26 protein-coding genes and 1 tRNA gene are annotated in these 24,064 nt (G+C 70.0%); 25 read left to right on the forward strand and 2 right to left on the reverse strand.

Annotated elements, in window-relative coordinates; genetic code table 11:
• The 4 genes from nuoL to VFX14_12935 all read left to right on the forward strand — a co-directional run.
• Nucleotides 1–1,575: NADH-quinone oxidoreductase subunit L (gene nuoL / locus VFX14_12920; GenBank protein ID HEU5190583.1), on the forward strand; the 1,575-nt coding region annotated here is incomplete at its 5' end.
• The gene (locus tag VFX14_12925) at nucleotides 1,572–3,110 is read left to right on the forward strand and encodes a NuoM family protein (GenBank protein ID HEU5190584.1); all 1,539 of its coding nucleotides are present in this window, start codon (nucleotides 1,572–1,574) and stop codon (nucleotides 3,108–3,110) included. The genes nuoL and VFX14_12925, both read left to right, overlap by 4 nt.
• A complete protein-coding gene (locus VFX14_12930; protein HEU5190585.1) occupies nucleotides 3,107–4,516 on the forward strand; it encodes an NADH-quinone oxidoreductase subunit N in 1,410 nt (469 codons plus the stop codon). Before VFX14_12925 ends, VFX14_12930 begins: the two co-directional genes overlap by 4 nt.
• 5 nt (nucleotides 4,517–4,521) lie before the next feature.
• Nucleotides 4,522–5,355, forward strand: a complete 834-nt coding sequence (locus tag VFX14_12935; protein HEU5190586.1) for a hypothetical protein — start codon at nucleotides 4,522–4,524, stop codon at nucleotides 5,353–5,355.
• A 12-nt stretch (nucleotides 5,356–5,367) separates the two neighbouring features.
• On the opposite strand, the gene VFX14_12940 is transcribed toward VFX14_12935, so the two are convergent.
• Together VFX14_12940 and VFX14_12945 are read right to left on the reverse strand one after the other, a co-directional pair.
• Nucleotides 5,368–5,814, reverse strand: a complete 447-nt coding sequence (locus VFX14_12940; GenBank protein ID HEU5190587.1) for a DedA family protein — start codon at nucleotides 5,812–5,814, stop codon at nucleotides 5,368–5,370.
• 103 nt (nucleotides 5,815–5,917) lie between these two features.
• The gene (locus VFX14_12945) at nucleotides 5,918–6,682 is read right to left on the reverse strand and encodes a class I SAM-dependent methyltransferase (protein HEU5190588.1); all 765 of its coding nucleotides are present in this window, start codon (nucleotides 6,680–6,682) and stop codon (nucleotides 5,918–5,920) included.
• A gap of 73 nt (nucleotides 6,683–6,755) precedes the next feature.
• Here VFX14_12945 and VFX14_12950 point away from each other — a divergent pair, with 73 nt between their 5' ends.
• From VFX14_12950 to VFX14_13050, 21 genes are all read left to right on the forward strand, one after another.
• On the forward strand, nucleotides 6,756–7,373 hold the full coding sequence (locus VFX14_12950; GenBank protein HEU5190589.1) for a TetR/AcrR family transcriptional regulator: 618 nt from the start codon (nucleotides 6,756–6,758) through the stop codon (nucleotides 7,371–7,373).
• Between the two features lie 54 nt (nucleotides 7,374–7,427).
• The gene (locus VFX14_12955) at nucleotides 7,428–8,078 is read left to right on the forward strand and encodes a sigma-70 family RNA polymerase sigma factor (GenBank protein ID HEU5190590.1); all 651 of its coding nucleotides are present in this window, start codon (nucleotides 7,428–7,430) and stop codon (nucleotides 8,076–8,078) included.
• Between the two features lie 122 nt (nucleotides 8,079–8,200).
• On the forward strand, nucleotides 8,201–8,512 hold the full coding sequence (gene rplU, locus VFX14_12960; GenBank protein HEU5190591.1) for a 50S ribosomal protein L21: 312 nt from the start codon (nucleotides 8,201–8,203) through the stop codon (nucleotides 8,510–8,512).
• Nucleotides 8,513–8,516: 4 nt separating this feature from the next.
• Nucleotides 8,517–8,774, forward strand: coding sequence for a 50S ribosomal protein L27 (gene rpmA / locus VFX14_12965; protein HEU5190592.1), 258 nt, complete (start codon nucleotides 8,517–8,519; stop codon nucleotides 8,772–8,774).
• Between the two features lie 27 nt (nucleotides 8,775–8,801).
• Nucleotides 8,802–9,821 carry a GTPase ObgE gene (gene obgE, locus VFX14_12970; protein HEU5190593.1) on the forward strand — a complete coding sequence of 340 codons (1,020 nt, stop codon included), beginning with the start codon at nucleotides 8,802–8,804 and terminating at the stop codon, nucleotides 9,819–9,821.
• Nucleotides 9,800–10,924, forward strand: a complete 1,125-nt coding sequence (proB, locus tag VFX14_12975) for a glutamate 5-kinase (GenBank protein ID HEU5190594.1) — start codon at nucleotides 9,800–9,802, stop codon at nucleotides 10,922–10,924. The genes obgE and proB overlap by 22 nt, the downstream gene beginning before the upstream one ends.
• Before the next feature lie 25 nt (nucleotides 10,925–10,949).
• Nucleotides 10,950–12,212 carry a glutamate-5-semialdehyde dehydrogenase gene (locus VFX14_12980; protein ID HEU5190595.1) on the forward strand — a complete coding sequence of 421 codons (1,263 nt, stop codon included), beginning with the start codon at nucleotides 10,950–10,952 and terminating at the stop codon, nucleotides 12,210–12,212.
• Nucleotides 12,213–12,228: 16 nt separating this feature from the next.
• Nucleotides 12,229–12,924, forward strand: coding sequence for a nicotinate-nucleotide adenylyltransferase (gene nadD / locus VFX14_12985; GenBank protein HEU5190596.1), 696 nt, complete (start codon nucleotides 12,229–12,231; stop codon nucleotides 12,922–12,924).
• Nucleotides 12,921–13,292, forward strand: a complete 372-nt coding sequence (rsfS, locus tag VFX14_12990) for a ribosome silencing factor (protein HEU5190597.1) — start codon at nucleotides 12,921–12,923, stop codon at nucleotides 13,290–13,292. Before nadD ends, rsfS begins: the two co-directional genes overlap by 4 nt.
• A gap of 79 nt (nucleotides 13,293–13,371) precedes the next feature.
• Nucleotides 13,372–13,737 carry a TraR/DksA family transcriptional regulator gene (locus tag VFX14_12995; protein HEU5190598.1) on the forward strand — a complete coding sequence of 122 codons (366 nt, stop codon included), beginning with the start codon at nucleotides 13,372–13,374 and terminating at the stop codon, nucleotides 13,735–13,737.
• Nucleotides 13,738–13,757: 20 nt separating this feature from the next.
• Nucleotides 13,758–14,927 (forward strand): tetratricopeptide repeat protein, encoded by a 1,170-nt coding sequence (locus VFX14_13000; protein HEU5190599.1) that lies wholly within the window; start codon nucleotides 13,758–13,760, stop codon nucleotides 14,925–14,927.
• Entirely contained in the window at nucleotides 14,897–15,691 is a 795-nt protein-coding gene (locus VFX14_13005; protein HEU5190600.1) for a ComF family protein, read from the forward strand. Before VFX14_13000 ends, VFX14_13005 begins: the two co-directional genes overlap by 31 nt.
• 124 nt (nucleotides 15,692–15,815) lie before the next feature.
• Nucleotides 15,816–16,820 carry a type I glyceraldehyde-3-phosphate dehydrogenase gene (gene gap, locus VFX14_13010; GenBank protein ID HEU5190601.1) on the forward strand — a complete coding sequence of 335 codons (1,005 nt, stop codon included), beginning with the start codon at nucleotides 15,816–15,818 and terminating at the stop codon, nucleotides 16,818–16,820.
• A 6-nt stretch (nucleotides 16,821–16,826) separates the two neighbouring features.
• Nucleotides 16,827–18,011 carry a phosphoglycerate kinase gene (locus VFX14_13015; GenBank protein HEU5190602.1) on the forward strand — a complete coding sequence of 395 codons (1,185 nt, stop codon included), beginning with the start codon at nucleotides 16,827–16,829 and terminating at the stop codon, nucleotides 18,009–18,011.
• Nucleotides 18,011–18,793: a triose-phosphate isomerase gene (tpiA, locus tag VFX14_13020; GenBank protein HEU5190603.1), complete on the forward strand. Its 783-nt coding sequence runs from the start codon at nucleotides 18,011–18,013 to the stop codon at nucleotides 18,791–18,793. The genes VFX14_13015 and tpiA overlap by 1 nt, the downstream gene beginning before the upstream one ends.
• A 7-nt stretch (nucleotides 18,794–18,800) precedes the next feature.
• Nucleotides 18,801–19,154, forward strand: coding sequence for a preprotein translocase subunit SecG (gene secG / locus VFX14_13025; GenBank protein ID HEU5190604.1), 354 nt, complete (start codon nucleotides 18,801–18,803; stop codon nucleotides 19,152–19,154).
• Nucleotides 19,155–19,159: 5 nt separating this feature from the next.
• Nucleotides 19,160–20,815: a peptide-binding protein gene (locus VFX14_13030; GenBank protein ID HEU5190605.1), complete on the forward strand. Its 1,656-nt coding sequence runs from the start codon at nucleotides 19,160–19,162 to the stop codon at nucleotides 20,813–20,815.
• Nucleotides 20,816–21,805 (forward strand): ABC transporter permease, encoded by a 990-nt coding sequence (locus VFX14_13035; GenBank protein HEU5190606.1) that lies wholly within the window; start codon nucleotides 20,816–20,818, stop codon nucleotides 21,803–21,805.
• Between the two features lie 4 nt (nucleotides 21,806–21,809).
• The gene (locus VFX14_13040) at nucleotides 21,810–22,697 is read left to right on the forward strand and encodes an ABC transporter permease (GenBank protein ID HEU5190607.1); all 888 of its coding nucleotides are present in this window, start codon (nucleotides 21,810–21,812) and stop codon (nucleotides 22,695–22,697) included.
• Between the two features lie 60 nt (nucleotides 22,698–22,757).
• A tRNA-Leu gene (locus tag VFX14_13045) sits at nucleotides 22,758–22,842 on the forward strand.
• A 210-nt stretch (nucleotides 22,843–23,052) separates the two neighbouring features.
• Nucleotides 23,053–24,064: HAMP domain-containing sensor histidine kinase (locus VFX14_13050; GenBank protein HEU5190608.1), on the forward strand; the 1,012-nt coding region annotated here is incomplete at its 3' end.

Below are 24,064 nucleotides of genomic sequence, written 5' to 3' on the forward strand. Positions count from 1 at the left end.
CTGGTCGCGCTGGTGTCGCTGCTCGTGCAGGTCTACTCGCTGGGCTACCTGGATGCGGAGCCGCGTCCCGCGCTGGGCCGGTACTACACCTACCAGTCGCTGTTCGCGTTCTCGATGATGGGCCTGGTGCTCGCGCCGGGCTTCCTCCAGCTCTTCATCTTCTGGGAGCTGGTCGGCCTCTGCTCCTACCTCCTCATCGGCTACTGGTACCAGCGCCCGGAGGCGGCGCGCGCGGCGGTGAAGGCCTTCTGGATCACCAAGGCCGGCGACGTGGGGCTCCTCGTCGGCATCGTGCTCCTCTGGTATCGAGCCGGCACCTTCGACTTCCTCGAGCTCTACGACCTCGTGCGCGCCGGCCAGCTCCCGGTGGCCGGCCTCGCCGGCGTGACCTTCTGCCTCTATCTCGGCGCCATGGGCAAGTCCGCGCAGTTCCCGCTGCACGTCTGGCTGCCCGACGCGATGGAGGGCCCGACGCCCGTCTCCGCGCTGATCCATGCCGCCACCATGGTGACGGCGGGCGTGTACCTCCTCCGCCGCACGATCTGGCTCTTCGCGCTCACGCCGGACGTCCTCCACCTCATCGGGTGGATCGGCGCGTTCACCGCGCTGCTCGCCGCGGTGCTCGCCTGCGTGCAGTCCGACATCAAGCGCGTGCTCGCCTACTCCACGGTGTCCCAGCTCGGCTACATGATGACGGCGATGGGGGCGGGGTTTGCCGCCGCGGGGTTCCTCCATCTCCTCACCCACGGCATCTTCAAGGCGCTGCTCTTCCTCGGCGCCGGCGCGGTGATCCACGCCGTCGGGAGCAACGATATCTACCACATGGGCGGGCTCCGGCGGCTCATGCCCCAGACGGTGATCGTGTTCCTGGTCGGCACCCTCTCCCTCGCGGGCATCCCGCTCTTCGGCGGCTTCTACTCGAAAGAAGAGATCCTGGGGTCGGTATGGAGCGGCGGCCTCGCCGGGCCGTTCTGGATGCTCGTGGCCGCGGCCTTCCTCACCGCGTTCTACATGTTCCGGGTGGTGTTCATCGCCTTCTGGGGCGAGCACCGCGGCGTGCACGGCGCCCACGGGGTCGGCCACCATCTCCACGACGCGCCGCCGGCAATGACGATTCCCCTCTGGATCCTCGCCGTGATGTCGGTGGGCATCGGCATCTTCTTCCTGCGTCATCACGCGGAGCCGGAGTTCACCGCGCCCGCCTGGCTCACCCCGCTCGCGGTGGGCGTCGCCGTCGCGGGTATCTTCCTCGCCTGGCTGACGTACCAGGTGCGCGCGATCAGCGCGGACCTGCTCGCCCGGATCTTCGCCCCGATCCGCCGCGCCGCCCTCGCGCGGTTCTGGCTGGACGACCTCTTCGCGGGGCTCTACCGGCACGCGCTCCTGGGCTTCTCGCGTCTCATCGGGTGGATCGACCGCTACCTGGTGGACGGGATCGTGAACCTGCTCTCCGCGTGGACGCTCATCTGGGGCGACCGGCTGCGCCGCATCCAGTCGGGGCTACCCCAGGACTACGTCTATGGGCTGGCCGTCGGGCTGCTGCTCCTCCTCATCTGGGTGCAGTGGCCGCGATGATCGCTCTCCCCAACCTCTCCCTGATCACGTGGATGCCCTTCATCGGGGCGATCCTCATCATGTTCGGCGCCCGGCACAACCCCTTCCTCGTGCGGCTGATCGCGGTGGTGACCACCGGCATCTCGCTCGTGCTCTCCCTCCGCATCTTCTGGCTCTACGACCGCGAGGCCGCCGGCTATCAGTTCTACGAGGAGCTGTCGCTCGTGCCGCCGCTCGGCATCACCTATCAGCTCGGCGTGGACGGCATGAGCCTCCTCATGGTGCTCCTCACCTCCATCATCATCTTCGCGGGGGTGTGGGCGTCGTGGACGATGAAGGAGCGCAGCCAGGAGTTCTACGCGCTCCTCCTCATCCTGGTGAGCGGCGTGTACGGCGTCTTCGTGTCCCTCGACCTGTTCGTCCTGTTCCTCTTCTACGAGATCGCGGTGCTGCCGATGTACCTCCTCATCGGCATCTGGGGCTCCTCCGGCGAGGTGCGCCCGCAGGGCATCTTCGCCTGGGCGTTCCGGCGCACCGGGGTGGGGACGAAGGAATACGCGGCGATGAAGCTGACCCTCTACCTCCTCTTCGGGTCGGCCTTCATCCTCGTCGGCATCCTCGCCCTCTACGTTTCCGCGGACTCGTCCTCCTTCTCCCTGCTGGAGCTCGAGCAGGTGCGCTTTTCGCCGCAGCTGCAGTCGTGGGTGTTCCTGGCCTTCTACGTGGGCTTCGGCATCCTCGCCGGCATCTGGCCGCTCCACACGTGGTCGCCCGACGGCCACGCGTCGGCGCCCACCGCCGTCTCGATGCTGCACGCCGGGGTGCTCATGAAGCTCGGTGCCTACGGCGTGGTGCGCCTGGGCATGGGCCTGCTCCCCGACGGCACGCATCAGTGGATGTGGCTGGTCGGGACGATCGCGTGCGTGAACATCGTCTACGGCGCGCTGTCTGCCATGGCCCAGGTGGATCTCAAGTACGTCATCGCCTACTCGTCGGTCTCCCACATGGGCGTGGTGATGCTCGGCGCCGCCACCCTCACCGAGAGCGGCCTCAACGGCTCGGTGTTCCAGATGTTCGCCCACGGGATCATGACCGGCCTCTTCTTCGCCCTCGTCGGCCTGGTCTACGAGAAGGCGCACTCGCGCGAGATCTTCCGCATGGGCGGCTTCGGCAGCATGATGCCCGGGATCGCCACCGCCTTCACGATCGGCGGCCTGTCCTCGCTGGGCCTGCCGGCGACGGCCGGCTTCGTGGCGGAGTTCCTCACCTTCCTCGGGGCCTGGCAGTCGCGCTTTCCGTGGTGGCTCTTCCCCGGGGTGATCGGCGCGTTCCTCACGTCGATCTACGTGCTCCGGGTGACCAAGCAGATCTTCTGGGGTCCGCCCTCGACCGATCCTCACTTCCACGGTCTGCCCGACGCGCGGGGCCCGGAGTGGGCGGCGCTAATCATCCTGGTGTTCGTGCTGATCCTGTTCGGGGTCGCTCCGGGCATCGCCATCAACCCCGTCGACACCGCCACGGTGCCCCTCCTCACGCGACTGGGGGTGCTGCCATGAGGGCGTTCAGCCTCGAAGCCGGCCTGCTCGTCCTGATGCTGATCGTCTTCGTGGGCGGCATCTTCGGCCGCCGCGACGATTCCCGCCGCGTGGGCGTGGTCTCCGTGCTGGGTCTGGTCGCGCTCTTCTACTGGTCGCTGCGGCTCGGCCCCGGCGCCTCGTACTGGGGCGGGGCCTACGTGGTCGACGACCTGGCGTTGTTCGCCAAGCGGCTGTTCCTGGGCGCGACGGTGATCGGGATCCTGGGCTCGCTGACCCTACGGGCGCCCGCCTTCGCCCGGCGCGCGACCGAGTACTACCTGATCATGCTGTCCTCGCTGCTCGGCATGCTGGTGCTCGCCTCCGCGCGAGACCTCATCCTGCTCTTCGTGGCGTTCGAGCTGATGTCGATCCCGCTCTACGCGCTGACGGGATTCCAGAAGCGGGACGGCGCGGCGGTGGAAGCCGCACTCAAGTTCTTCCTCGTGGGCACGGTCTCGTCCGCCCTCATCGCCTACGGCCTCTCCTTCGTCTACGGCGTCACGCGCACGACGCTGATCTCCGGCATCGGGCCGGGGCTGGCCGGTGGCTCGCCCCTCCTCATCCTGGGCCTTGTCATCACGCTCGCCGGGCTCGGGTTCAAGATCGCCGCGTTTCCCTTCCACATGTGGGTGCCCGACACGTACGAGGCGGCCAACGCGCCGTTCGTGGCGTGGCTCTCGGTGGCGCCGAAGGCCGCCGGCTTCGTCGTGATCTTCCGGCTCTACCTGGAGGGCGTCGGCGACAACGTCGTCCTGTGGGTGCCGATGGCGACGGGGCTGGCCGCGGTCACCATCGTGGCCGGCAACCTCATGGCGATCCCGCAGCAGAACATCAAGCGCCTGCTCGCCTATTCCGGCATCGCCCACATCGGTTACATGCTGACCGGCCTCGCCGCCGTGTCGGCGAGCGGCGTGGCGATGATGCTCTTCTACCTGGTGGCGTACCTCTTCGGCAACATGGGGGCCTTCCTGGTCGTGGAGGCGGTGTCGCAGGCGGAGGGCTCCGACAACATCACGGCCTACCGCGGCCTCGCGCAGCGCTCGCCCGTGCTCGCCCTCGCCATGCTGCTGTTCCTCCTGTCACTGGGCGGGATCCCGTTCGTCGCCGGGTTTTGGGCCAAGCTCTATGTGTTCTGGGCGGCGGCGGAGAAGGGGCTGTATCTGTTGGTGCTCCTGGGCGCGGTGCTCACGGTGGTCGCGCTCTTCTATTACCTCTTGGTGGCCAAGCGGATGTACATCGATGCCCCCGCGCGCCCGGGACCCATCGCCGTGCCCCCCCTGCTCGCCCTCGGCATTCTCATATGCGGAGTGGGCGTGGTGGCCATGGGCGTCTATCCCAAGCCGTTCGTTCTCACCGCCCTCCGGGTCGCTGCCGCGATATTCTGAGGTCCATGAAGTCCGGCCCTGGAGGGACAGCGACGGCGCTGCTGCTGGTGGTGTGCGTGGCGCTGGGTGCCACCCTCGCATGGGCGCAGGCCGACACCACGCGCTATCCGGTGGACGATCCCGCCGACGTCAAGGCGGGCGCCTTCTTCCTCGAGTACAACGGGCTCGTCGTGCCGAACCCGTCGTTCGAAGCCGAGGAAGCGCGCGTCATGGGCGGGACCGAGCGTCAGGCCGAGTTCGCCACCGCGGCGAGCGCGATGGAAACCAATCTGCTGGGCCGTGAGCTGATGCGCGGGCTGGACGCGGTGCGGAGCGCCACGATCTCGATCCGTGTGCTGCGGGCGATTTTCCGCGAGGACGAAGCGTTCTACCAGCAGGTCGGCGCCGCCCGCCACGTGGTGCGCATGCGGGACGGCAGCGAGCGCAGCCTGCCGCTCATCAATGCCTGGCGGCTGCAGCGCGGCCTCGCGCGGGTGGCCGCGCGCGAGCTGTCGAACCGAGGGGGCGCCGCGCAGCTCGCCGGCGACTATGTCGCGCAGGCGGGGGGCTCGGGCTGTCCGATGGAGACGGGGCCGGTGCAAGTGGTGCAGCAGGGCCGCGCGGTGGAGGTCGTGCGTGACGGCCGGCTCCTCGCCGCGGGCGTCGTCGGCGAGTCCGAGGTCGCCGCCATCGCCAACGAGCAGCGCTTCGCCACCATCACCAAGGGGCAGGACGGCGCCCGCATCGAGGCTCCGGATCGGGCCTCGGAGATCTATCTCGGCGGGTTCGGCACCGGGGACATCGCGCTGTCCGGGACCAATTTCAAGACCTGCACCCTGACCCTCGCGCGCGCGCGCTGACCTTCACGCGCCTCAGGCGTCGAGGCGCCGCGCGAGCCGATACTGCAGGTAGACGAGCGCGGCGAACCCGCCGGCCGCCGCCAGGCTCGCGAGCCAGGGGCTGTCGGTGAGCGCGCGGACCCACGACACATGGCGCCCGAGGGCCCAGCCCGCCAGGCCCGTCGCCGCGGCCCACACCACCGCGCCCGCGCAGTTCGCACGGAGGAAACGGCCCCACGGCATGAGCGCGGCGCCCGCCACCAGGGCCCCGAACACGCGGAGGCCCGGAATGAACCGCCCCACGAAGATCGTGAGGGCACCGTGGCGCGCGAAGAAGTGCTTGGTGCGCTCGAGCGCGCGGCTCGCCGCGGGCCAGCGCTGTCCCAGGCGCTCGAGCAGCGGCCGGCCGCCGCGCCGTCCCGCCCAGTAGCCGAGATTGTCGCCGAGGACCGGGTCGATGGCGGCGAGCAGGATGAGCAGAAGAGCGCGCTATCGCCCGGCACCGGCAGGCCCGCGTTCTCGAGGAGCGGGCCCACGAGGACCATCACGTAGCCTCAGTCGATCAGCAGGTCCCCCAAGTGGCTCATTCCTTCCGCACGACCCAGATTTCCTCCGAGGGCCAGCGCCGCGCCCACTCGAGCGTGACGAAGGTGAAGCGGCCGGGTGATCCCTCGGCCGGCGCCTGCAGCTCGGCCAGGCGCTCGATCGTGAAGCCCGAAGTCCGGAAGAGGCGAATCCACTCGCCGTGGGGCAGATCGAACTCCACCGAGCCGTCGTCGGACCACTCGACGCGATGCAGGCCGAAGGCCGCGCGCACGAGCCGTTCGCCGGCCTGCTGCCCGTCGTCGGGCGTCGTGAGCAGGCGCAGGAGCCCATTCTTGAGGAAGACGAGCAGCCCGCCGGGGCGCAGCAGCCGCGCCGCCTCCGGGATCCAGCGATAGGGGTCGCACCAGATGCTGGCCCCGTACTCGGAGATCGCGAGGTCGAAGCTCGCGTCGGGCCGCGGCACCGCCTCCGCGTTGCCGTGAATGAGCGGAAAGGCGAGGCCGTGCTCGCGCTGGAGGGCGCGCGCCGTGTCGAGCTGGCGCTCAGAATTGTCGATGGCGACCACGCGGGCGCCCCGGCGGGTCAGCCAGGCCGACATGTAGGCGGTGCCGCAGCCGAGTTCGATGACGTCGAGCCCCCGTATTGGGGGCAAGATCTGGAGATCGTCCTCCGACATCCCCCAGATCCCCCAGGTCACGCGGTCCTCGGCCCAGGCGCGCCGACCCTCCGCGGCAAAGTCGGCAGCCAGCACGTCCCAGGCCTGCCGATTGCGCCAGACATGCTCCGGAATCTCGCTGGACAAGGGCGCCTCCTCGCTCTGCTATACTGTGTACCGACCAGTTGGTACAAAATCTTCTGGGGGAATCGAGCACGCCATGGGCACCGAAGCGAGGAGCGCCAAGGCCGCGGCGACGCGGGATCAGATCCTCGATGCCGCCGGGCGTCTCATTCACCTGCGCGGATATCACAACACCTCCCTGGACGATGTCTTACGAGAGAGCGGGGTCGGCAAGGGCAACTTCTACTACTACTTCAAGAGCAAGGAGGGGCTGGGCTACGCCATCATCGACCGGGTGGTGCAGGGCTTTCTCGAGCGCACGCTCGAGCCGGCCTTCGCCGACACGGAAGCTGACCCCGTCGAGCAGATCCACGCCTTCCTCGACCGGATCGTCGAGATCCATCGCCGGCGCAACTGCGTGGGCGGCTGCCCCATGGGCAATCTCGCCTCGGAGCTGTCCGACGTGCACGAGGGCTTCCGCCAGCGCCTGGCCGAGATCTTCGACCACTGGCGCGTCAAGCTTGCCGATGCGCTCGAGCGGAGCCGCCGGCGCGGCCTGCTCCGAGCGGACCTCGACGCCGCGGGCGCAGCGGGCTTCGTGGTCGCCTCGCTCGAGGGGGCCATCCTGATGGCGAAGGTAACGCGCGACATCGGGGTGCTCGAGAAATCCGTGGCCGAACTGAAGCACTACCTGGTGTTCTACAGGGTCAGCTGAATGGAATCGACACGATGCGCGCCGAGGCGATCGGCGCGCGGGAGAGACACGACCATGAGTACCCCGACGCCGGACGCGGCGGCGGCCCAGGCGCGGACTGTTCCCGCCGGCCCCCGACGCCCCGACCCGGATGTTGTCCTCGTCGAGAAGCTCCGGCGCGGCGATGCCGACGCGCCCGATCTCCTCGTGGAGACGTTTGGCGACCGCGTGTACCGCCTCGCCATCCGCATCACCGGCAACGAGCAGGACGCCGAGGAAGTCGTGCAAGATGCCCTCTGGACGGCGGCGCGGAAGATCGACACGTTCAAGGGGGAATCCGCCTTCGGCTCCTGGCTCTATCGCATCACCGCCAACACCGCGTACCAGAAGCTGCGCGGGCGTCAGGCCAAGAAGCACGAGGTGCCGTGGGAGGATCTGTTCCCCACGTTCGACGAGCTCGGCCAGCACATTGACCCGGTGAGTGACTGGTCCCCGAAGGCCGAGGAGCCGGCCCTGCAGAACGAGCTGCGCGCGGTGCTGTCGAAAGCGATCGACGATCTGCCCGAGGACTATCGCACTGCCTTCATCATGCACGACGTGGAGGGGCTCTCGAACCCGGAGATCGCCGAGTCGCTGGGGATTAGCCTGCCCGCGGTGAAGTCGCGCGTCCACCGCTCGCGGCTCTTCCTGCGTCAGCACCTCTCGCGGTATCTCACCGCGGCCTGAGCCGCGCCCGTCCTGTCCCCGCAAGTTGGCGTCGATCTTGACTTGTCGGGGCGGGATGTGGTCTCATTGGGCTTCGCGGCGAAACCCTACATAGTCGGTATCTGAGGAAAGGTGTCGAAGTCATGGATGCGGTGATCGCGACGGGCGGTAAGCAGTACCGGGTCACGCCGGGGCAGGTGATCAAGGTCGAGCGCCTCGGCAGGAGCCAGGGTGAGTCGGTCGAGTTCAAACAAGTGCTCCTCGTGAGCCAGGACGGCAAGGTCACGGTGGAGCCCCAGGCGCTCAAGTCGGCCAAAGTCACCGGCGAAGTGATCGTCGAGAAGCAGGGCGCCAAGGTCCTCGTCGTCAAGTTCAAGCGGAGGAAGAACTATCGCCGGCACCGCGGGCACCGGCAGGTCATGACCGCGGTCCGCATCACCAAGATCGAGGTGTAGCATCATGGCGCACAAGAAGGGTGTCGGCAGCTCCCGTAACGGCCGCGACTCCAATGCCCAGCGGCTCGGGGTCAAGCGCTTCGGGGGCCAGTTCGTGACCTCGGGCAGCATCATCGTCCGGCAACGCGGCACTCGGTTCAAGCCGGGCGTCAACGTGGGGCTCGGCGTGGATCACACGCTCTTCGCGACGATGGACGGCTACGTTCGCTTCGAGCGGAAGGGCGACCACAAGTACGTCAGCATCGCCCAGCAGCCCGTCTGACCCGCCCCGCATCCCGGGGCGCCCCCCATGTTCGTCGACGAGGTCAGTGTCTTCGTGAAGGGCGGTGACGGGGGCGCCGGCTGCGTCAGCTTCCGCCGCGAGAAGTACGTGCCGCGTGGCGGCCCCGACGGCGGCGACGGGGGCGACGGTGGCAACGTGGTGCTCCAGGCCGATCGCAACATCACCACGCTCCTCGACTTCCACTACCAGCGCCACTACGCCGCGGAGCGCGGCCAGCACGGCAAGGGCGCCGACCGCCACGGCAAGGGCGGCGAGGACACCGTGCTGCGCGTGCCGCTCGGCACGGTGGTGCGCGAGCGCGACTCCGGCGAGCTGCTCGGGGATCTCACCACCGCGGGCCAGACCCTCACGGTGGCGCACGGCGCGCGCGGGGGGCGCGGCAACGCGCGCTTCGTCAGCTCCACCAACCGCGCGCCGCGCCGGGCCGACCTCGGGCGCGCCGGCGAGGAGCGCTGGATCGTGCTGGAGCTGAAGCTCCTCGCGGACGTGGGCGTCATCGGCTTTCCCAACGCGGGCAAGTCCACCCTGGTGTCGCGCGTCTCCGCGGCCACGCCGAAGATCGCCGACTATCCGTTTACCACGCTAGCCCCCTCGCTGGGGATCGTGCGCGTGGACGAGGGCGAGTCGTTTGTCATCGCCGATCTGCCCGGGCTGATCGCGGGCGCCGCCGAGGGCAAGGGGCTCGGACATCGCTTCCTGCGCCACACCGAGCGCACGCGCCTGCTGCTGCACCTGGTGGACCTGGATCCGAGCCATGGCCGCGACCCCGTCAAGGACTGGCAGGTGATCCAGGACGAGCTCGCGGCGTACTCGGACGAGCTGGCCGCGCGTCCCCAGATCGTGGTGGGGAGCAAGGCCGAGCTGCCCGGCACCGCGACCCGGCGCGCCAAGCTCGAGAAGCACTGCGCGCGGCGCGGTCTCCCGTTCCTGGTCATCTCGTCGGTGACGGGGCTGGGCATCCGCGAGCTCATCGCGGACGTGGGCGCGCGACTGCGGGCGGAGCGATGGGCGGGCGCCGCGCGCTGAGCCGAATCCGCCGGCTCGTGGTCAAGGTCGGCAGCGGGCTCATCACCGCGCCCGGGCAGGGCCCGGACGGGAAGCGCATCGCCGCGCTCGCCGCCGACATTGCCGCCGCGGTGGGCGAGCGGCGCGAGGTGGCCCTGGTCAGCTCGGGCGCCATCGTGACCGGTATGGCGCGCCTGGGCCTCCCGGCGCGGCCGCGCTCCATCCCGGAGAAGCAGGCCGCCGCCGCGGTGGGGCAGTCCGCCCTCATGTGGCACTACGAGCAAGCGTTCAAGAAGCACGGTCTCCAGGTGGGCCAGGTCCTCCTGACCGGGCACGACGTCGCGGATCGCGGGCGCTATCTCAACGCGCGCAATACGCTCCTCGCCCTCATGGACTTCGGGGTGCTGCCGATTGTCAACGAGAACGACACGGTGGCGGTGGACGAGATCAAGGTTGGCGACAACGACAATCTCGCCGCCCTCGTCGCCCACCTCATCGACGCCGATCTCCTGATCCTCCTCACCGACGTCGACGGGCTCTACACGGGCGATCCGCGACGGGATCCCGAGGCCCGGCGCCTCGAGACGGTGCAGACTATCACTGCGGACATCCGGCGGCTCGTCTTCGACCGGGAAGGCGACGTGGCGGTGGGGGGGATGAGCACCAAGCTCGAGGCGGCGGAAAAGGCGGGCGCCTCTGGGATCCCCATGATCATCGCCAGCGGCCACGAGGCGGGCGTGGTCGCGCGCATTCTCGGCGGGGAGGCGCTGGGTACCTACTTCCAGCCCCGCGACGACCGGCTCGCCGCGCGCAAGCGCTGGATCGGCTACGCCGTCCGCCCCCGGGGCCGCCTCACGGTTGACGCGGGCGCCAAGAAAGCCTTAACTGAAAGGGGCAAGAGCCTCTTGCCCTCGGGCCTCGTGGACGTAAGCGGGGATTTCCAGGCGGGTGAGGTGGTGGCGCTCGCGGAGACGGGGGGCGTCGACTTCGCGCGAGGGCTGGTGAACTACGACGCCGCGGAGCTGCGCAAGATCCGCGGCGCCAAGACCGCCGACATCGAGCGCGCGCTCGGCTACAAGGGGCTCGGCGAGGTGATCCACCGGGACAACCTGGTGGTGCTGTGAGGGACGGAGAGAGGACGGAGCCACGATGACGACGGACATCACCGCCGCGGTCGCCGCCAAGGCGCGGGCGGCCAAGGACGCCTCCCGCGCCCTCGCGCTGGCCACGACCAAGCAGAAGAACGACGCGCTCGCCCAGATGAGCCGTGCCCTCGAGGAGAAGTCGGCGACGATCCTGGACGCCAACCGCGCCGACCTCGAGCGCGCCCGCACCAAGGGCTACGCGCGCGCCTTCGTCGATCGCCTCACCCTCACCGACACCCGGGTCGAGGAGATGGCGGCGGGCATCCGCCAGGTGGCGCTCCTGCCCGATCCCGTCGGAGAGACGGTGGAGTCCTGGCGGCGTCCCAACGGGATCGAGATCTCACGGGTGCGCGTGCCGCTCGGGGTGGTGGGCTTCATCTACGAGTCGCGTCCCAACGTCACCGCGGACGCCGCGGCGCTCTGCCTCAAGTCGGGCAACGCGGTGGTGCTGCGCGGCGGCAGCGAGGCCCTCGAGTCCAACTCCGTGATCGCGCAGCTGCTCGCCAAGGCCGCCGAGAAGGCGGGCATCCCGGGCGACGCCCTCCAGTACGTGGACGTGGCCGACCGCGCCGCCGTCATGGCCATGCTCACCCAGGATCGCTATCTCGACCTGATCATCCCCCGCGGGAGCGAGGAGTTCGTGCGCCTCGTGAACGAGCGCGCGACGGTGCCGGTGCTCAAGCACGACAAGGGCCTGTGCCACCTCTTCGTGGACGAGGGCGCCGACCTCGACATGGCGGTGAATCTCACCGTGAACGCCAAGGCCCAGCGGGTGAGCGTGTGCAACGCGCTCGAGACCCTGCTCGTGCACGCGGCGGCGGCCGGCGAGTTCCTCCCGCGGCTGGCCTCTCGGCTCGCCGAGGCCGGCGTGGAGATGCGCGGCGACGCACGCACGCGCGCCCTCGTGCCCGCGGCCAAGGCCGCCCAGGAGGCGGACTGGGACACCGAGTATCTCGACTACATTCTCGCCATCCGGGTGGTGGACGGCCTCGACGAGGCGATCGCCCACATCCGGCGCCACGGCTCGGGGCTCGCCGAGGCGATCGTCACGCGCGATCTCCGGCGCGCCCGCCGCTTCACCCAGGAAGTGGATGCCGCCGCGGTGCTCGTGAACGCCTCCACCCGGCTGGTGGACGGGAGCCAGTTCGGCATGGGCGCCGAGATGGGCATCTCGACGTCCAAGCTGCACGCGCGGGGCCCGGTGGGGGTGCGTGAGCTCACCACCACCAAGTTCGTCGTGATCGGCGACGGCCAGATCCGGGAGTAACGCGCTGGCCGCACGCATCGGCGTGTTTGGCGGATCGTTCAACCCGATTCACTTCGGGCACCTTCTCGTCGCCGACGAGATCGCCGAGCTCCTCGCGCTGGACCGCGTCCTCTTCGTGCCCGCCGCCTCGCCGCCCCACAAGCCGGCGGCCGAGCTGGCCCCCCCCGCGCATCGCTTCGAGATGACGAAGCGGGCGGTGGGCGAGCACCCCAAGTTCGAGGTGTCCGACGTGGAGCTCAAGCGCAGCGGTCCCTCCTACACCGTGGACACGCTGGAAGCCCTGCGCGAGCGCGGCGACCTCCACCTCCTCATCGGGTCGGAGACCTTCCTCGATCTCCTCTCCTGGCGGGAGCCGCGGCGGGTGGCCGCCCTCGCGCGGCTGATCGTGGTGCCGCGCAGCGGCAACGGCTTCGACCCGGAGGGCCCGCTCGCCCAGAAGGTGCTGAAGGAGCTGGGGCTCGGTCATTTCGATTCACCGTCAGCGGAGGCCCAGACTTCGTATCCGCTCGCCTCGCCTCCGGCTGCAGCTCGCCAAACGCCCCCGCTCTCCCCCGGTCCGCGGACACCCATTCTGGCGCCCGTGGCCTCGTTGCCGATCTCGGGCTCCGATCTGCGCAAGCGCGCCCGCGAGGGCCGGAGCCTCGTCTACCGGATGCCCCTCGCCGTCGTCGCCTATATCCGCGAGCACGGCCTCTACCGGGATCCCGCGTGACCCCCCGCTCCGCCGAGGCGGTGGCGCGGCTCGTCGCGCGCGCCGCCCTCGACAAGAGGGCCGTTGACCTCGTGGTGCTCGACCTCCAGGGCATGTCCTCGCTCGCCGACTTCTTCCTCGTGTGCACCGGCCGCTCCACCGCCCAGATGGACACGATCGCGGAGGCGATCGCGGTCACGCTGCGCGCGGAAGGCATACGTGTGCGTCACCGCGAGGGCACGGCGGAGTCGGGCTGGCTGCTCCTCGACTACGGTGACGTGGTCGTGCACGTCTTCGGCGAGGAGGCCCGCGCCTTCTACGGGCTCGAGCGCCTCTGGGGCGACGCGCCCGTGCTCTCCGTCGAGCGTGGAGCGAGCTCCAGGGATTGAAATTGCCTGGGGGGCATGGTACCTTCCGCGACTACCGCGCCTCGCGGGAGTGACGTCGCAGTCGTGCAAGGAGGCGGAAATGAGGAAGGAGCGCCTGACCCATTTCAGGAAAAAGCTGGAGGAGAAGCACCGCCAGCTCGTGGACGAAGTGGGAAGAAACGTTCTCTACGGGAAGGGCCCCGAAGACGACTCCATCAAGGACCTGGGCGACCAGGCCTCGAGCGCATACAACCGGGAATTCCAGTTCGAGCTGGGGAACGGTGATCGCCGGCTGCTGAAGGAAGTGGCGTCCGCGCTGCAGAAGCTCGACGAGGGCAGCTTCGGCGCGTGCGAGCGGTGCGGGGAGAGCATCGCCGAGAAGCGCCTGGAGGCGCTGCCCTTCGCCCGCTACTGCATCGACTGCCAGCGCGCCGTCGAAGAAGAAGAGCGGACGGCCGCCGGCTAGCCGTCGTCGTCCCGCCGCCCGTGTCCCTCACCTTCGTCATCATTCTCGCGGTGGGCGCCTTTGTCGCCGGCGTCCTCCTCTCCATGATCGTCGCCTCTCTCGGGGCCCGCGCGCCCCGCACCCCTCGCGTGGAGGCCGCGCCGGAGGATCCGCAGGTGGGCGAGCTGTACGCGCAGGGATTCCAGGCCCAGCGAGCGGGCAAGCAGGCCGAAGCATTGGCGGCCTACCGCGCCGTCCTGCGGCGTGACCCCGGCCACGGCGAGACTCACGCGCGCCTGGGCGAGCTGGCGCGGGAGCGCGGGGACGACCAGTCGGCGCTGCTGCACTCGCTCCAGGCTCTCCGCGGCGATGACCGCCCCGAGGCGCTGCTCGCCGCCGCCGATGCCTACCGGAAGACCGGCCGCCCCGACGACGCCATCGCGCTCTACCAGGATGTCATCGCGCGCGACCCCGGCCATGTCGTGGCGCTCCGCGCTCTCCGAGATCTCGCTGCCGACGAGAAGCGGTGGGCCGACGCCGTCCCCGCGCAGGAGCGCCTGGTCGCGGCGGTGAGCGCGGAGGAGCGGGCCGCCGAGCAGACCGCGCTGGCCGGCCTCCACTACGAGCGGGGCCGCGCGCGCGTGGCCGAGGGCGACCTGGTGGGCGCGATCGCTGCCTTCCGCGACGCCCTGCGCGTGCAACCGGACTTCGTCCCCGCCGCGGTGGTCCTGGGCGACGCCTACCTGCAGACGGGTGAGCCCGCGCAGGCCCTGCGGGTCTGGGAGCGCGCGGCGGAGGCGCAGCCGGCGTTGCCGCTCCTGTCCCGGATCGAGCATCAGCGGCGCGAGGAAGGGCGTCCGACGCGCATGATCGCGCTCTACCAGGGCGCGGCGTCGCGGCAGCCCGACAACCACGCCATCGCGCTCGCCCTGGGGCGTGTCTACTTCGACCTCGCCATGCTCGACGAGGCCGTGGAGCAGCTCGAGAAGGTGGAGGTACGCGCGCCGGATCTTCCGGTGATCCACGCGTATCTGGGCATGGTGTTCGAGCAGCGCGGGCAAACCGCCGCGGCACTCGACGAGTACCGCCGCGCCCTGCGCTCGCTGTCCAGCTTCGACTGGCCCCACCGCTGCACAGCCTGCGGCGCCGAGCACGCGGGCTGGGCGGATCGCTGTCCATCATGCCTTCGCTGGAACAGCCTCCGGCCCTAGCGCCGCCGCGACGGCGCGTTGCCCTCTGGCGGCAGTGGCTCACCGCCGCCGTCGATCTCGTCTTTCCTCCCTTCTGTCCCGTGTGCGCAGCTCGGCTCGGCGCCGGCCGGCGAGATCCGCTGTGCGGCGACTGCTGGGAGCGGCTGGAGCGCATCGCGCCGCCATGCTGCCGCCTCTGCGGCGCGCCCTTCGAGGGTGTGTCCCTCGACGGGTACGCGGGGCCGGATGCGGGCCGCTGCGGCGGCTGCCAGGGGCGCCGGCCGCCGTGGGCGTACGCGCGCGCGGCGGTCCGCTACGGCGAGTGCGCACGGGACGCGATCCACGCCTTCAAGTTCGGCGGCCGCCGGGCCATGGCCGCGCCCCTCGCCACCCTCGTCGCCGACCTCGGGCCGTCGCTGCCGCTCGGGGTCGTGGACGTGATCGTGCCGGTGCCGCTCCATCCCCGGCGGGAGCGCGAGCGCGGCTTCAACCAGTCATGGCTCCTCGCGCGCCGGCTCGCGGAGGCCTGGGGCCTCACCGCCCGGGGGGACGTGCTCACTCGTCGCGTGGCCACCGCGCCCCAGACCGACCTGGGCGCGGCGGCACGCCGCCTCAACGTCCGCGACGCGTTCGCGGTGCGGCGGCCCGAGCTGGTGGCGGGCCGCCACGTGCTTCTGGTCGACGACGTGCTCACCACCGGCGCGACCGTCAGTGAGTGCGCGGTGGCGCTCCGTAGCGGCGGAGCCGCCACGGTGGGCGTCGTCACGGTGGCCCGCGCCGGCTGACCCCGCCCACCCCGCGGCTTGCGCCCCCCCGCCGGAGCCCGATATAATGACGGCCTTGGCGCTCGGAAGTATCGATCATTGCTCGTGTAATTCAATCCGACACGACGACAGCGAGGGAGCCGACATGGCGGTACGAGTGGGGGTCAACGGATTCGGACGGATCGGACGTGTCTTCTTCCGGGCGGCCCTGACGAGCAAGGACATCGAGGTCGTCGCCGTGAATGACCTCGCCGACGCCAAGACGCTGGGCCATCTGCTCAAGCATGACTCGGTGCACGGCGCCCTCAACGCCGATGTGTCGGCCAAGGGCGACACCATCGCGGTGGACGGCCGCAAGGTCCGGGTGTGCTCGGTGAAGGACCCCGCCGCCCTGCCGTGGGGCGAGATGGGCGTGGACATCGTGGTGGAGTCCACCGGCATCTTCCGCGACAAGGCCACGTCGTCGAAGCATCTTCAGGCCGGCGCGAAGAAGGTCGTCATCACCGCCCCCGCCAAGGACCCTGACATCACGGTGGTGCTCGGGGTCAACGAGGGCAAGTACGACCCAGCCAAGCACGAGCTCGTCTCGAACGCCTCGTGCACCACGAATTGCCTGGCGACCGTGGCCAAGGTCCTGCTCGACAACTTCGGGATCAAGCGCGGCTTCGCCTCGACCGTCCACTCCTACACGAACGATCAGCCGATCCAGGACTTTCCCCACAAGGATCTCCGGCGCGCCCGTGCGGGCGCGGTGAGCATGATCCCCACCACCACCGGCGCGGCCACTGCCGTGGGGCTGGTGCTGCCCGAGCTCAAGGGCAAGCTGGACGGGATCGCCATCCGCGTGCCCACCGCCAACGTCTCGGTGGTGGACCTCACCGCCGAGCTGGCGAAGCCCGCGACGGCGGATCAGGTGAACGAGGCCTTCCGCGCCGCCGCGAGCGGGCCGCTCAAGGGCATTCTCGACGCCACCGACGAGGAGCTGGTGTCCGTGGACTTCAACGGCAATCCCCACTCCTCGATCGTGGATCTGCCCTCCACCTCGGTGGTGGACGGCAACCTCGTGAAGGTCCTGGCCTGGTACGACAACGAGTGGGGTTATTCCTGCCGCGTGCGGGACCTCATCCGCTACATGGCCGGATCGCTGTAGTTCCGATTGGCCAAGCTCAGCGTCGCGCAGGTTGACCTCGCCGGGAAACGCGTCTTCCTGAGGGTGGACTTCAACGTCCCCCTGAAGGACAGCCGCGTCTCGGATGACACCCGCATCACCGCGGCGCTGCCCACGCTGCAGCACTGCCTCGATCACGGCGCCTCGGTGGTGATCGCCTCGCATCTCGGCCGGCCGAAGGGCAAGCCCGATCCCGCCTTCTCGCTGGCGCCGGTCGGGACGCATCTCGAGAGCCTGCTCGGCCGGCCGGTGCCGCTCGCGCCTGACTGCGTGGGGCCGGACGTCGAGCGCCTCGCAGGGGCGCTCGCGCCGGGGCAGGTGCTCCTCCTCGAGAACCTCCGCTTCCACGCCGAGGAGGAGGCCAACGACGAGGCATTCGCCCGCGGGCTCGCCGCGCTCGCCGACGTGTACGTCGACGACGCCTTCGCGGCGGCCCATCGCGCGCACGCCTCCATCGAGGCCATCACACACTTCCTCAAGCCCGCGGCGGCCGGACTCCTCATGAGCCGCGAGCTCGAGGCGCTGGCACGGATCTTCGAGCATCCCAAGCGGCCGCTGCTCGCGGTGCTGGGGGGCGCGAAAGTGTCTGACAAGCTCGCCCTCGTCGAGAGCCTGCTCGACAAGGTGGACGGGCTCCTCGTGGGGGGCGGGATGGCCTTCACGTTCCTCGCCGCGCTCGGGCACGACGTCGGGCGCTCGCTGCTCGAGCGCGACCGCGTCGAGGCGGCGCGGCAGGCGCTGGATCGCGCGCGGACGCGCGGGATCACGGTGCGCCTGCCCGTGGATGTCGTGGCGGCGTCGGGCGTCGACGCAGCCTCCGGCCGGCCGGTCTCGGTGCGGGAGATTCCGCGCGAGCTCATGGGGCTCGATATCGGCGAGGGCACGGTCACCCAGTTCGCGGCGGCGCTGAAGTCCGCGGCCACCATCGTGTGGAACGGGCCGATGGGCGTGTTCGAGAAGCCGCCGTTCGCCGCCGGCACCCTCGGGGTGGCCCGTGCGGTGGCGGCGAGCGGCGCCTTCTCGGTAATCGGGGGCGGGGACACCATCGCCGCCGTGCAGGCCGCCGGGGTCACCGAGCGGATCGGCTACATCTCGACGGCGGGGGGCGCCTTCCTCGAGTTCCTGGAGGGCCGCGTGCTGCCGGGCGTGGCCGCCCTCACGGACGCGACCTGATGCGTACGCCCCTCGTCGTCGGCAACTGGAAGATGAACACGGGTCGCCCGGCCGAGGCGCGCGAGCTCGCTCAGGCGGTGCGCGACGGGCTCAAGCGCCCGCGCGGCGTCGAGATCGGGCTGTGCCCGCCCGCAACCGCGCTCGCCGCGGTGGCGGAGGTGCTCGCGGGCTCGCCACTGCTTCTCGGCGCGCAGACGTGCCACTGGGAAGACTCCGGCGCCTTCACCGGCGAGGTCTCGCCGCCGATGCTGGCGGCCGTCGGCTGTCGCCTGGTGCTGGTGGGCCATAGCGAGCGGCGTCATCTCTTCCACGAGACGGACGACGATGCGCGACGGAAGGTGCAGGCATTGCTGCGCCATCACGTCACCCCGGTACTCTGCGTGGGCGAGACCGCCGAAGAGCGTCGACAGGGACTCACGTTCACGGTGGTCGAGGGGCAGCTCCGCGCCGGCTGGGCCGGCCTCGGCGCCGAGGACATCGCGCGCTGCCTGCTCGCCTACGAGCCGGTGTGGGCCATCGGCACCGGTCAGAACGCCACGCCGGCCCAGGCCGCCGAGGTGCACGGCTACCTGCGCGGGATCATCTCGGAGCTCGCCTCCAAGGAGGTCGCGCAGACCGTGCGCATCCTCTATGGCGGCAGCGTCAAGGCCGACAACGCCGCCGACCTCGCCCAGGAGCCGGAGATCGACGGCGCCCTCGTGGGCGGCGCGAGCCTGCAGGCCGCCGGCTTCATCGCCATCGTCAAGAAATCCGCCGCGAAGAGCGGCGGCGCAAAGGAGTGAGACGGCCGTGTTCATACTCGTCGTGATCGTCCACGTCATCGTGTGCCTGATGATCATCGCCGTCGTCCTGCTGCAGGCGGGCAAGGGCGCCGACATCGGCTCGGCCTTCGGCGGCACCGGCAGCCAGGCGGTGTTCGGCTCCATGGGCACGCCCACGCTGCTCGGCAAGATCACCACCGGCATCGCCATCGTGTTCATGGTGACGTCGTTCTGGCTGGCTGCGCAGGGCAGCCATCGGGTCGGCTCAACGATCATGCCGGCCACCGTGCCCCCGCCGGCGACCGCGCCGGCCCCCGCCGCACCCGCTCCGGCCGCGCCCGCTCCGACGGCTCCCGCGCCCGCTCCCGCCGGCCAGAAATAGGCGCGATGCGCCGCCTTGCCGGTGTCGCGACGGTGCTGGGGGCCGTCGCCGCGCTCGTAGCGGGGTGCGGGACGCCGGCCGACACGCGAACGGACGCGGCCCAGGGCGCGGGCGCCGAGCGCGCCTACGGGGACACCTTCGTGGAGGCGTCCATTGGTGACATCGGGGCGCTGATCCCGAGCCTCGCCACCGACGCGCCGTCGCACGAGGTCGGCGGGCTCGTCTACGACCAGCTCATTCGCGCAGACAAGAACATCGCCTGGCTCCCGGCGATGGCGGACTCGTGGGAGTTCACGCCGGACTGCCTCGGCCTGACCTTCAAGCTGCGCAAGGACGTGAAGTGGCACGACGGGCATCCGTTCACGGCCGAGGACGTGGTGTTCACCTGGCAGACGCTCGTCAACCCGAAGACGCCGGCGCCCTTCAAGGAGAAGTTCCTCCAGGTCAAGGCCGTGGAGGCGCCCGACCCCTACACCGTGCGCGTGACGTACGCCCAGCCGTTCGGCCGCGCCCTGGAATCCTGGGACGAGTACATGCTGCCCAAGCACCTCCTCCAGGGCTACGTGGCCGACGGCAAGCTGCGCGAGTCGCCGCAGAACAAGCACCCTATCGGCACGGGCCCCTACCGCTTCAAGGAGTGGAAGAGCGGCGAGAAGGTCGTGCTCGTCGCCAATCCCGACTACTATCTCGGCCGGCCGTACATCTCGCGCATCGTCTACCGGGTGATCCCCAGCCAGGCCACGATCTTCCTCGAGCTGAAGGCGCGCGGGGTGGACTACTCGGGCGGCCTCACCGCCATGCAGTATGTGCGGCAGACGGAGTATCCGGCGTTCCGGAGGACCTACAACAAGTTCCGCTACCCGGGCAACGGCTACACGTTCCTCGCCTTCAACCTGAAGGACCCACGCTTCGCGGACAAGCGGGTGCGCCAGGCCTTCGCCCACGCTATCGACAAGAAGGAGCTGATCGACGGCGTCGCCATGGGGCTGGCCCGTGAAGCCACCGGCCCCATCCGGCCCACGAGCTGGGCGTACACCGACCGGGTGACACGCTATGCGTTCGATCCCGCCGAGGCCAAGCGCCTCCTCGCCGAGGCGGGGTGGAGGGATCGCGACGGCGACGGCGTGGTCGAGGACAAGGATGGGCGCCCGTTCGCCTTCACCATCCGCACCAATCAGGGAAACGACGAGCGCAAGCGCATCGCGGAGATCATCCAGCAGCGCCTCAAGGACGTGGGCGTGAAGGTGGAGATCCAGACCATCGACTGGGCGTCCTTCATCAAGGAGTTCGTGAAGCCGCGGAAATTCGACGCCATCGTGCTGGGGCTCGGCTTCGGCGCGGATCCGGACCAGTACGTGCTCTGGCACTCCTCGCAGACCGGGCCGGAGCAGATGAACCGCACCGGCTACGCGAATCCCGAGATCGACGCGCTGCTCGAGAAGGGGCGCGCCTCCTGCCGCCGCGAGGACCGCGTGAAGACCTATCACCGCATCCAGGAGGTCCTCGCCGAGGACCTCCCCATGATCTTCCTTTTCGTGCGGGACGCGCTCCCCGTGGTGGCGTCGCGCGTGCACGGTCCCGATCCGGGCCCGGCGGGGATCATGTGGAACCTGCCCGAGTGGTACGTCCCCAAGCCGCTACAGGTCTACACCGCCGGCTAGATGGGGCTTTTCGTCCTCCGGCGGCTCCTGCTCGTCGCGCCGCTCCTCGTCGGCATCACCTTCATCTCCTTCGTGGTGATCTCGCTCGCCCCCGGCGGGCCGCTCGACTTCCTCGAGGCGGACAACCCCGACCTCTCGCCGGACGTGAAGCGCCAGCTCACCGAGCTCTACGGGCTCGACAAGCCGATCGTGGTGCAGTACGGGCACTGGCTCCTGCGGATCGCACGGCTGGACTTCGGCCGCTCGTTCCTGCCCGATGGCCGGCCGGTACTGGCGAAGATCGGCGAGCGCATGCCGGTCACCCTCGCCCTCAACCTCATCGAGCTGATCATCATCGTGACGGTGGCGGTCCCGATCGGGGTGCTTTCGGCCACGCGCCAGTATTCGCTCTTCGACAAGATCACCACCATCTTCGTCTTCGTGGGCTTCGCGACGCCGGATTTCTGGCTCGCGCTCCTCCTCATGGCGCTGTTCGGCGCGCAGCTCGGCTGGCTTCCCATCTCCGGCCTCCGCCACATCAACGCGGAGTACCTGCCGTTCTGGAGCCAGCAGTGGGATCTCCTGAGCCACCTGATCCTGCCGATCACGGTGGCGACCTTCGGCGGCCTCGCCGGCTTCTCGCGCTACATGCGCCAGAGCATGCTGGAGGTCGTCCGGCAGGACTACGTGCAGACCGCGCGCGCCAAGGGGCTGCCGGAGGAGGTGGTGATCGGCAAGCACGCCCTCCGCAATGCCTTGCTGCCGGTGGTGACCATCCTCGGCCTCTCGCTGCCCGGCCTCATCGGCGGCAGCGTGATCATCGAGTCCGTCTTCGCCATCCCGGGCATGGGTCAGCTCATGGTCCAGTCGATCTACGCGCGCGACTACCCGGTGGTCATGGGCAATCTGGTGATCGTCTCCGTGCTCACGCTGGTCGCCAACCTCTTCGCCGACCTCGCCTACGGCCTCGTGGATCCGCGCATCCGCCTGGGCCGCCGGCGCAGCCGGTAGCCCGATGCCGCGCGGCCGGCGCGAGGACATGGTGGCGTTCTGGCGCACGTTCTCGCGCAACCGCCTGGCCGTCATTGGGGGCGTGGTGGTCGGAATCCTCGTGATCTTCGCGGTCCTCGCGCCCGTGCTGGCGCCCTGGGATCCCAACAAGCACGACATGCGCGTCATCCTCTCCCCGCCGTCGTCCCAGCACTGGATGGGCACGGATCAGCTCGGGCGCGACGTGCTCTCCCGGGTGCTCTACGGCTCGCGCGTCTCGCTCGCCGTCGGCTTCGTCTCGGTCGGCATCGCCACCCTGGTCGGCATCCTCCTCGGCGCTGCCGCGGGCTATCACGGCGTCTGGGTGGACGGCGTGATCATGCGTTTCGTCGATCTCATGCTCGTGTTCCCCCGCTTCTTCCTCCTCCTAGCCGTCCTCGCCTTCTTGAAGCCGTCGATCTGGACGATCATGGTAGTGATCGGCCTCACCGGCTGGATGAGCGTGGCGCGGCTGGTGCGGGCGGAGTTCCTCACGCTGCGCGAGCGCGAGTTCGTGGTGTGGTCGGAATCGGTCGGCGCCAGCGCGGCGAGGGTCGTGTTCCGTCACATCCTGCCCAACGCCCTCGCCCCCGTGCTCGTCGCGATGACCCTCGGCATTCCCGCGGCCATCCTCATGGAATCGGGACTATCCTTCCTGGGGCTCGGCGTGCAGCCACCGCACGCCACGTGGGGCAACATCCTCACCGAGGGGAAGGACTCCCTGGAGATCGCGTGGTGGATGACGGTGTACCCCGGTCTGGCCATCCTGATCACCGTGCTGTCCTACAACCTTCTCGGCGAGGGCATACGCGACGCCCTCGATCCGCGCCTGCGTCAGACGCGCGTGGGCCGCGTTTTGCGCCTGGGCCGCTAGCCGGTCGGCCGCTTCGTTGACAAGCCGCGTCGCGGCGGGGCATACTTTGCGCTCGCTGGCGCCGAAGTGGCGGAATTGGCAGACGCGCACGTTTGAGGGGCGTGTGGGGCAACCCGTGGGGGTTCGAGTCCCCCCTTCGGCACCAACCCTCCCAGGCTTCCAACCTCGCCGATCGCGCAAAAGTGGGGTCGCTGCTCGCCGTTCCGACCGGGTTAAAACGACCGACCTGACACTCTTCGCGAGTTGCCCCGCTGCCCAAGTGCCGCCCAATACAGGACGACGGCTTGCTCGGAGGCAGGCTGAGCGCACGGCACTCCGGTTGCTTGCGTTATGGCGTGGAGCCGAGGGGGGCCCCATGAGGGTCGATCCGCGCATTGCCTTGCTCGCTGAGATGTCGGCCCTGCTCGGCGAGGGCAATGGCACCGCGCGTGTCCTGGCGAGGATGGCTCGGCTGGGGCTTCCCCACCTCGGCGACCTCTGCACGATCGACCTTACCCTCGACGATGGGAGCCTGTCCCGCGCGGCGAGCGCCCACGTGCTGACGGAGAAGGAATCGCTCGTGGCTGCGCTGACCCCCACCGAGCGGCTCGCCGCGATCGCGAGCCGGCGCGCGACGGAGGTGTCCCGCACCAGTCGGTCCAGGCTCGACCAGCTGGCTGCGAGCCCCGATCAGCGGGAGCAGCTCGAGCGCCTGGGGCCACGCGCGTGGCTCTGCGTCCCGCTCCTCGGCGGCGGCGGCGTGCTGGGCGCCGTGACCTTCGCGGTCACGGAGTCGGAGCGCCGTTACTCGCCCGCGGACCGGCAGCTCGCCACGGTGCTGGCGCATCTCGCCGCGGCGGTCATCGAGAGCGCCCGGCTCCGGGACATCGCCGCCGACGCACGCCGCGAGGCGGAGTCGGCCGCGCGCGCCAAGAACGAGTTCCTCGCCACGGTCTCGCACGAGCTGCGGAACCCGCTCAACGCGATGCTGGGCTGGGCGACCCTGCTGGAGAGCGGACGCCTCGATGCCGAGCAGGCGCGCCGCGCGATTCGGATCATCCTGAGAAACGTGGATGTACAGGCGCGGCTGGTGGGGGACCTCCTCGAGATGTCGAGTGCGGTGATGGGCCGCACGCGCCTGAGCATGCGCGCCGTCGAGCTGCGTGCTCTCGCGACCGAGGTCGTCGATACGCTCAGGCCCGGCGCGGAGGCGAAGGGCCTGCACGTGGACGTGCGCCTCGAGTGGCCGGGCCCCGTGGTGAGCGGCGACCCGGACCGGTTGCGGCAGGTGATGTGGCATCTCATCACCAACGCGGTCAAGTTCACGCCGGCTGGCGGGCGCGTCCAAATCACCTTGGCTCGGGTTGCCTCGCACGTCGAGCTCCGGG

The organism is Candidatus Methylomirabilota bacterium (assembly GCA_035764725.1).
Classification (GTDB): Bacteria; Methylomirabilota; Methylomirabilia; order Rokubacteriales; family CSP1-6; genus DASRWT01.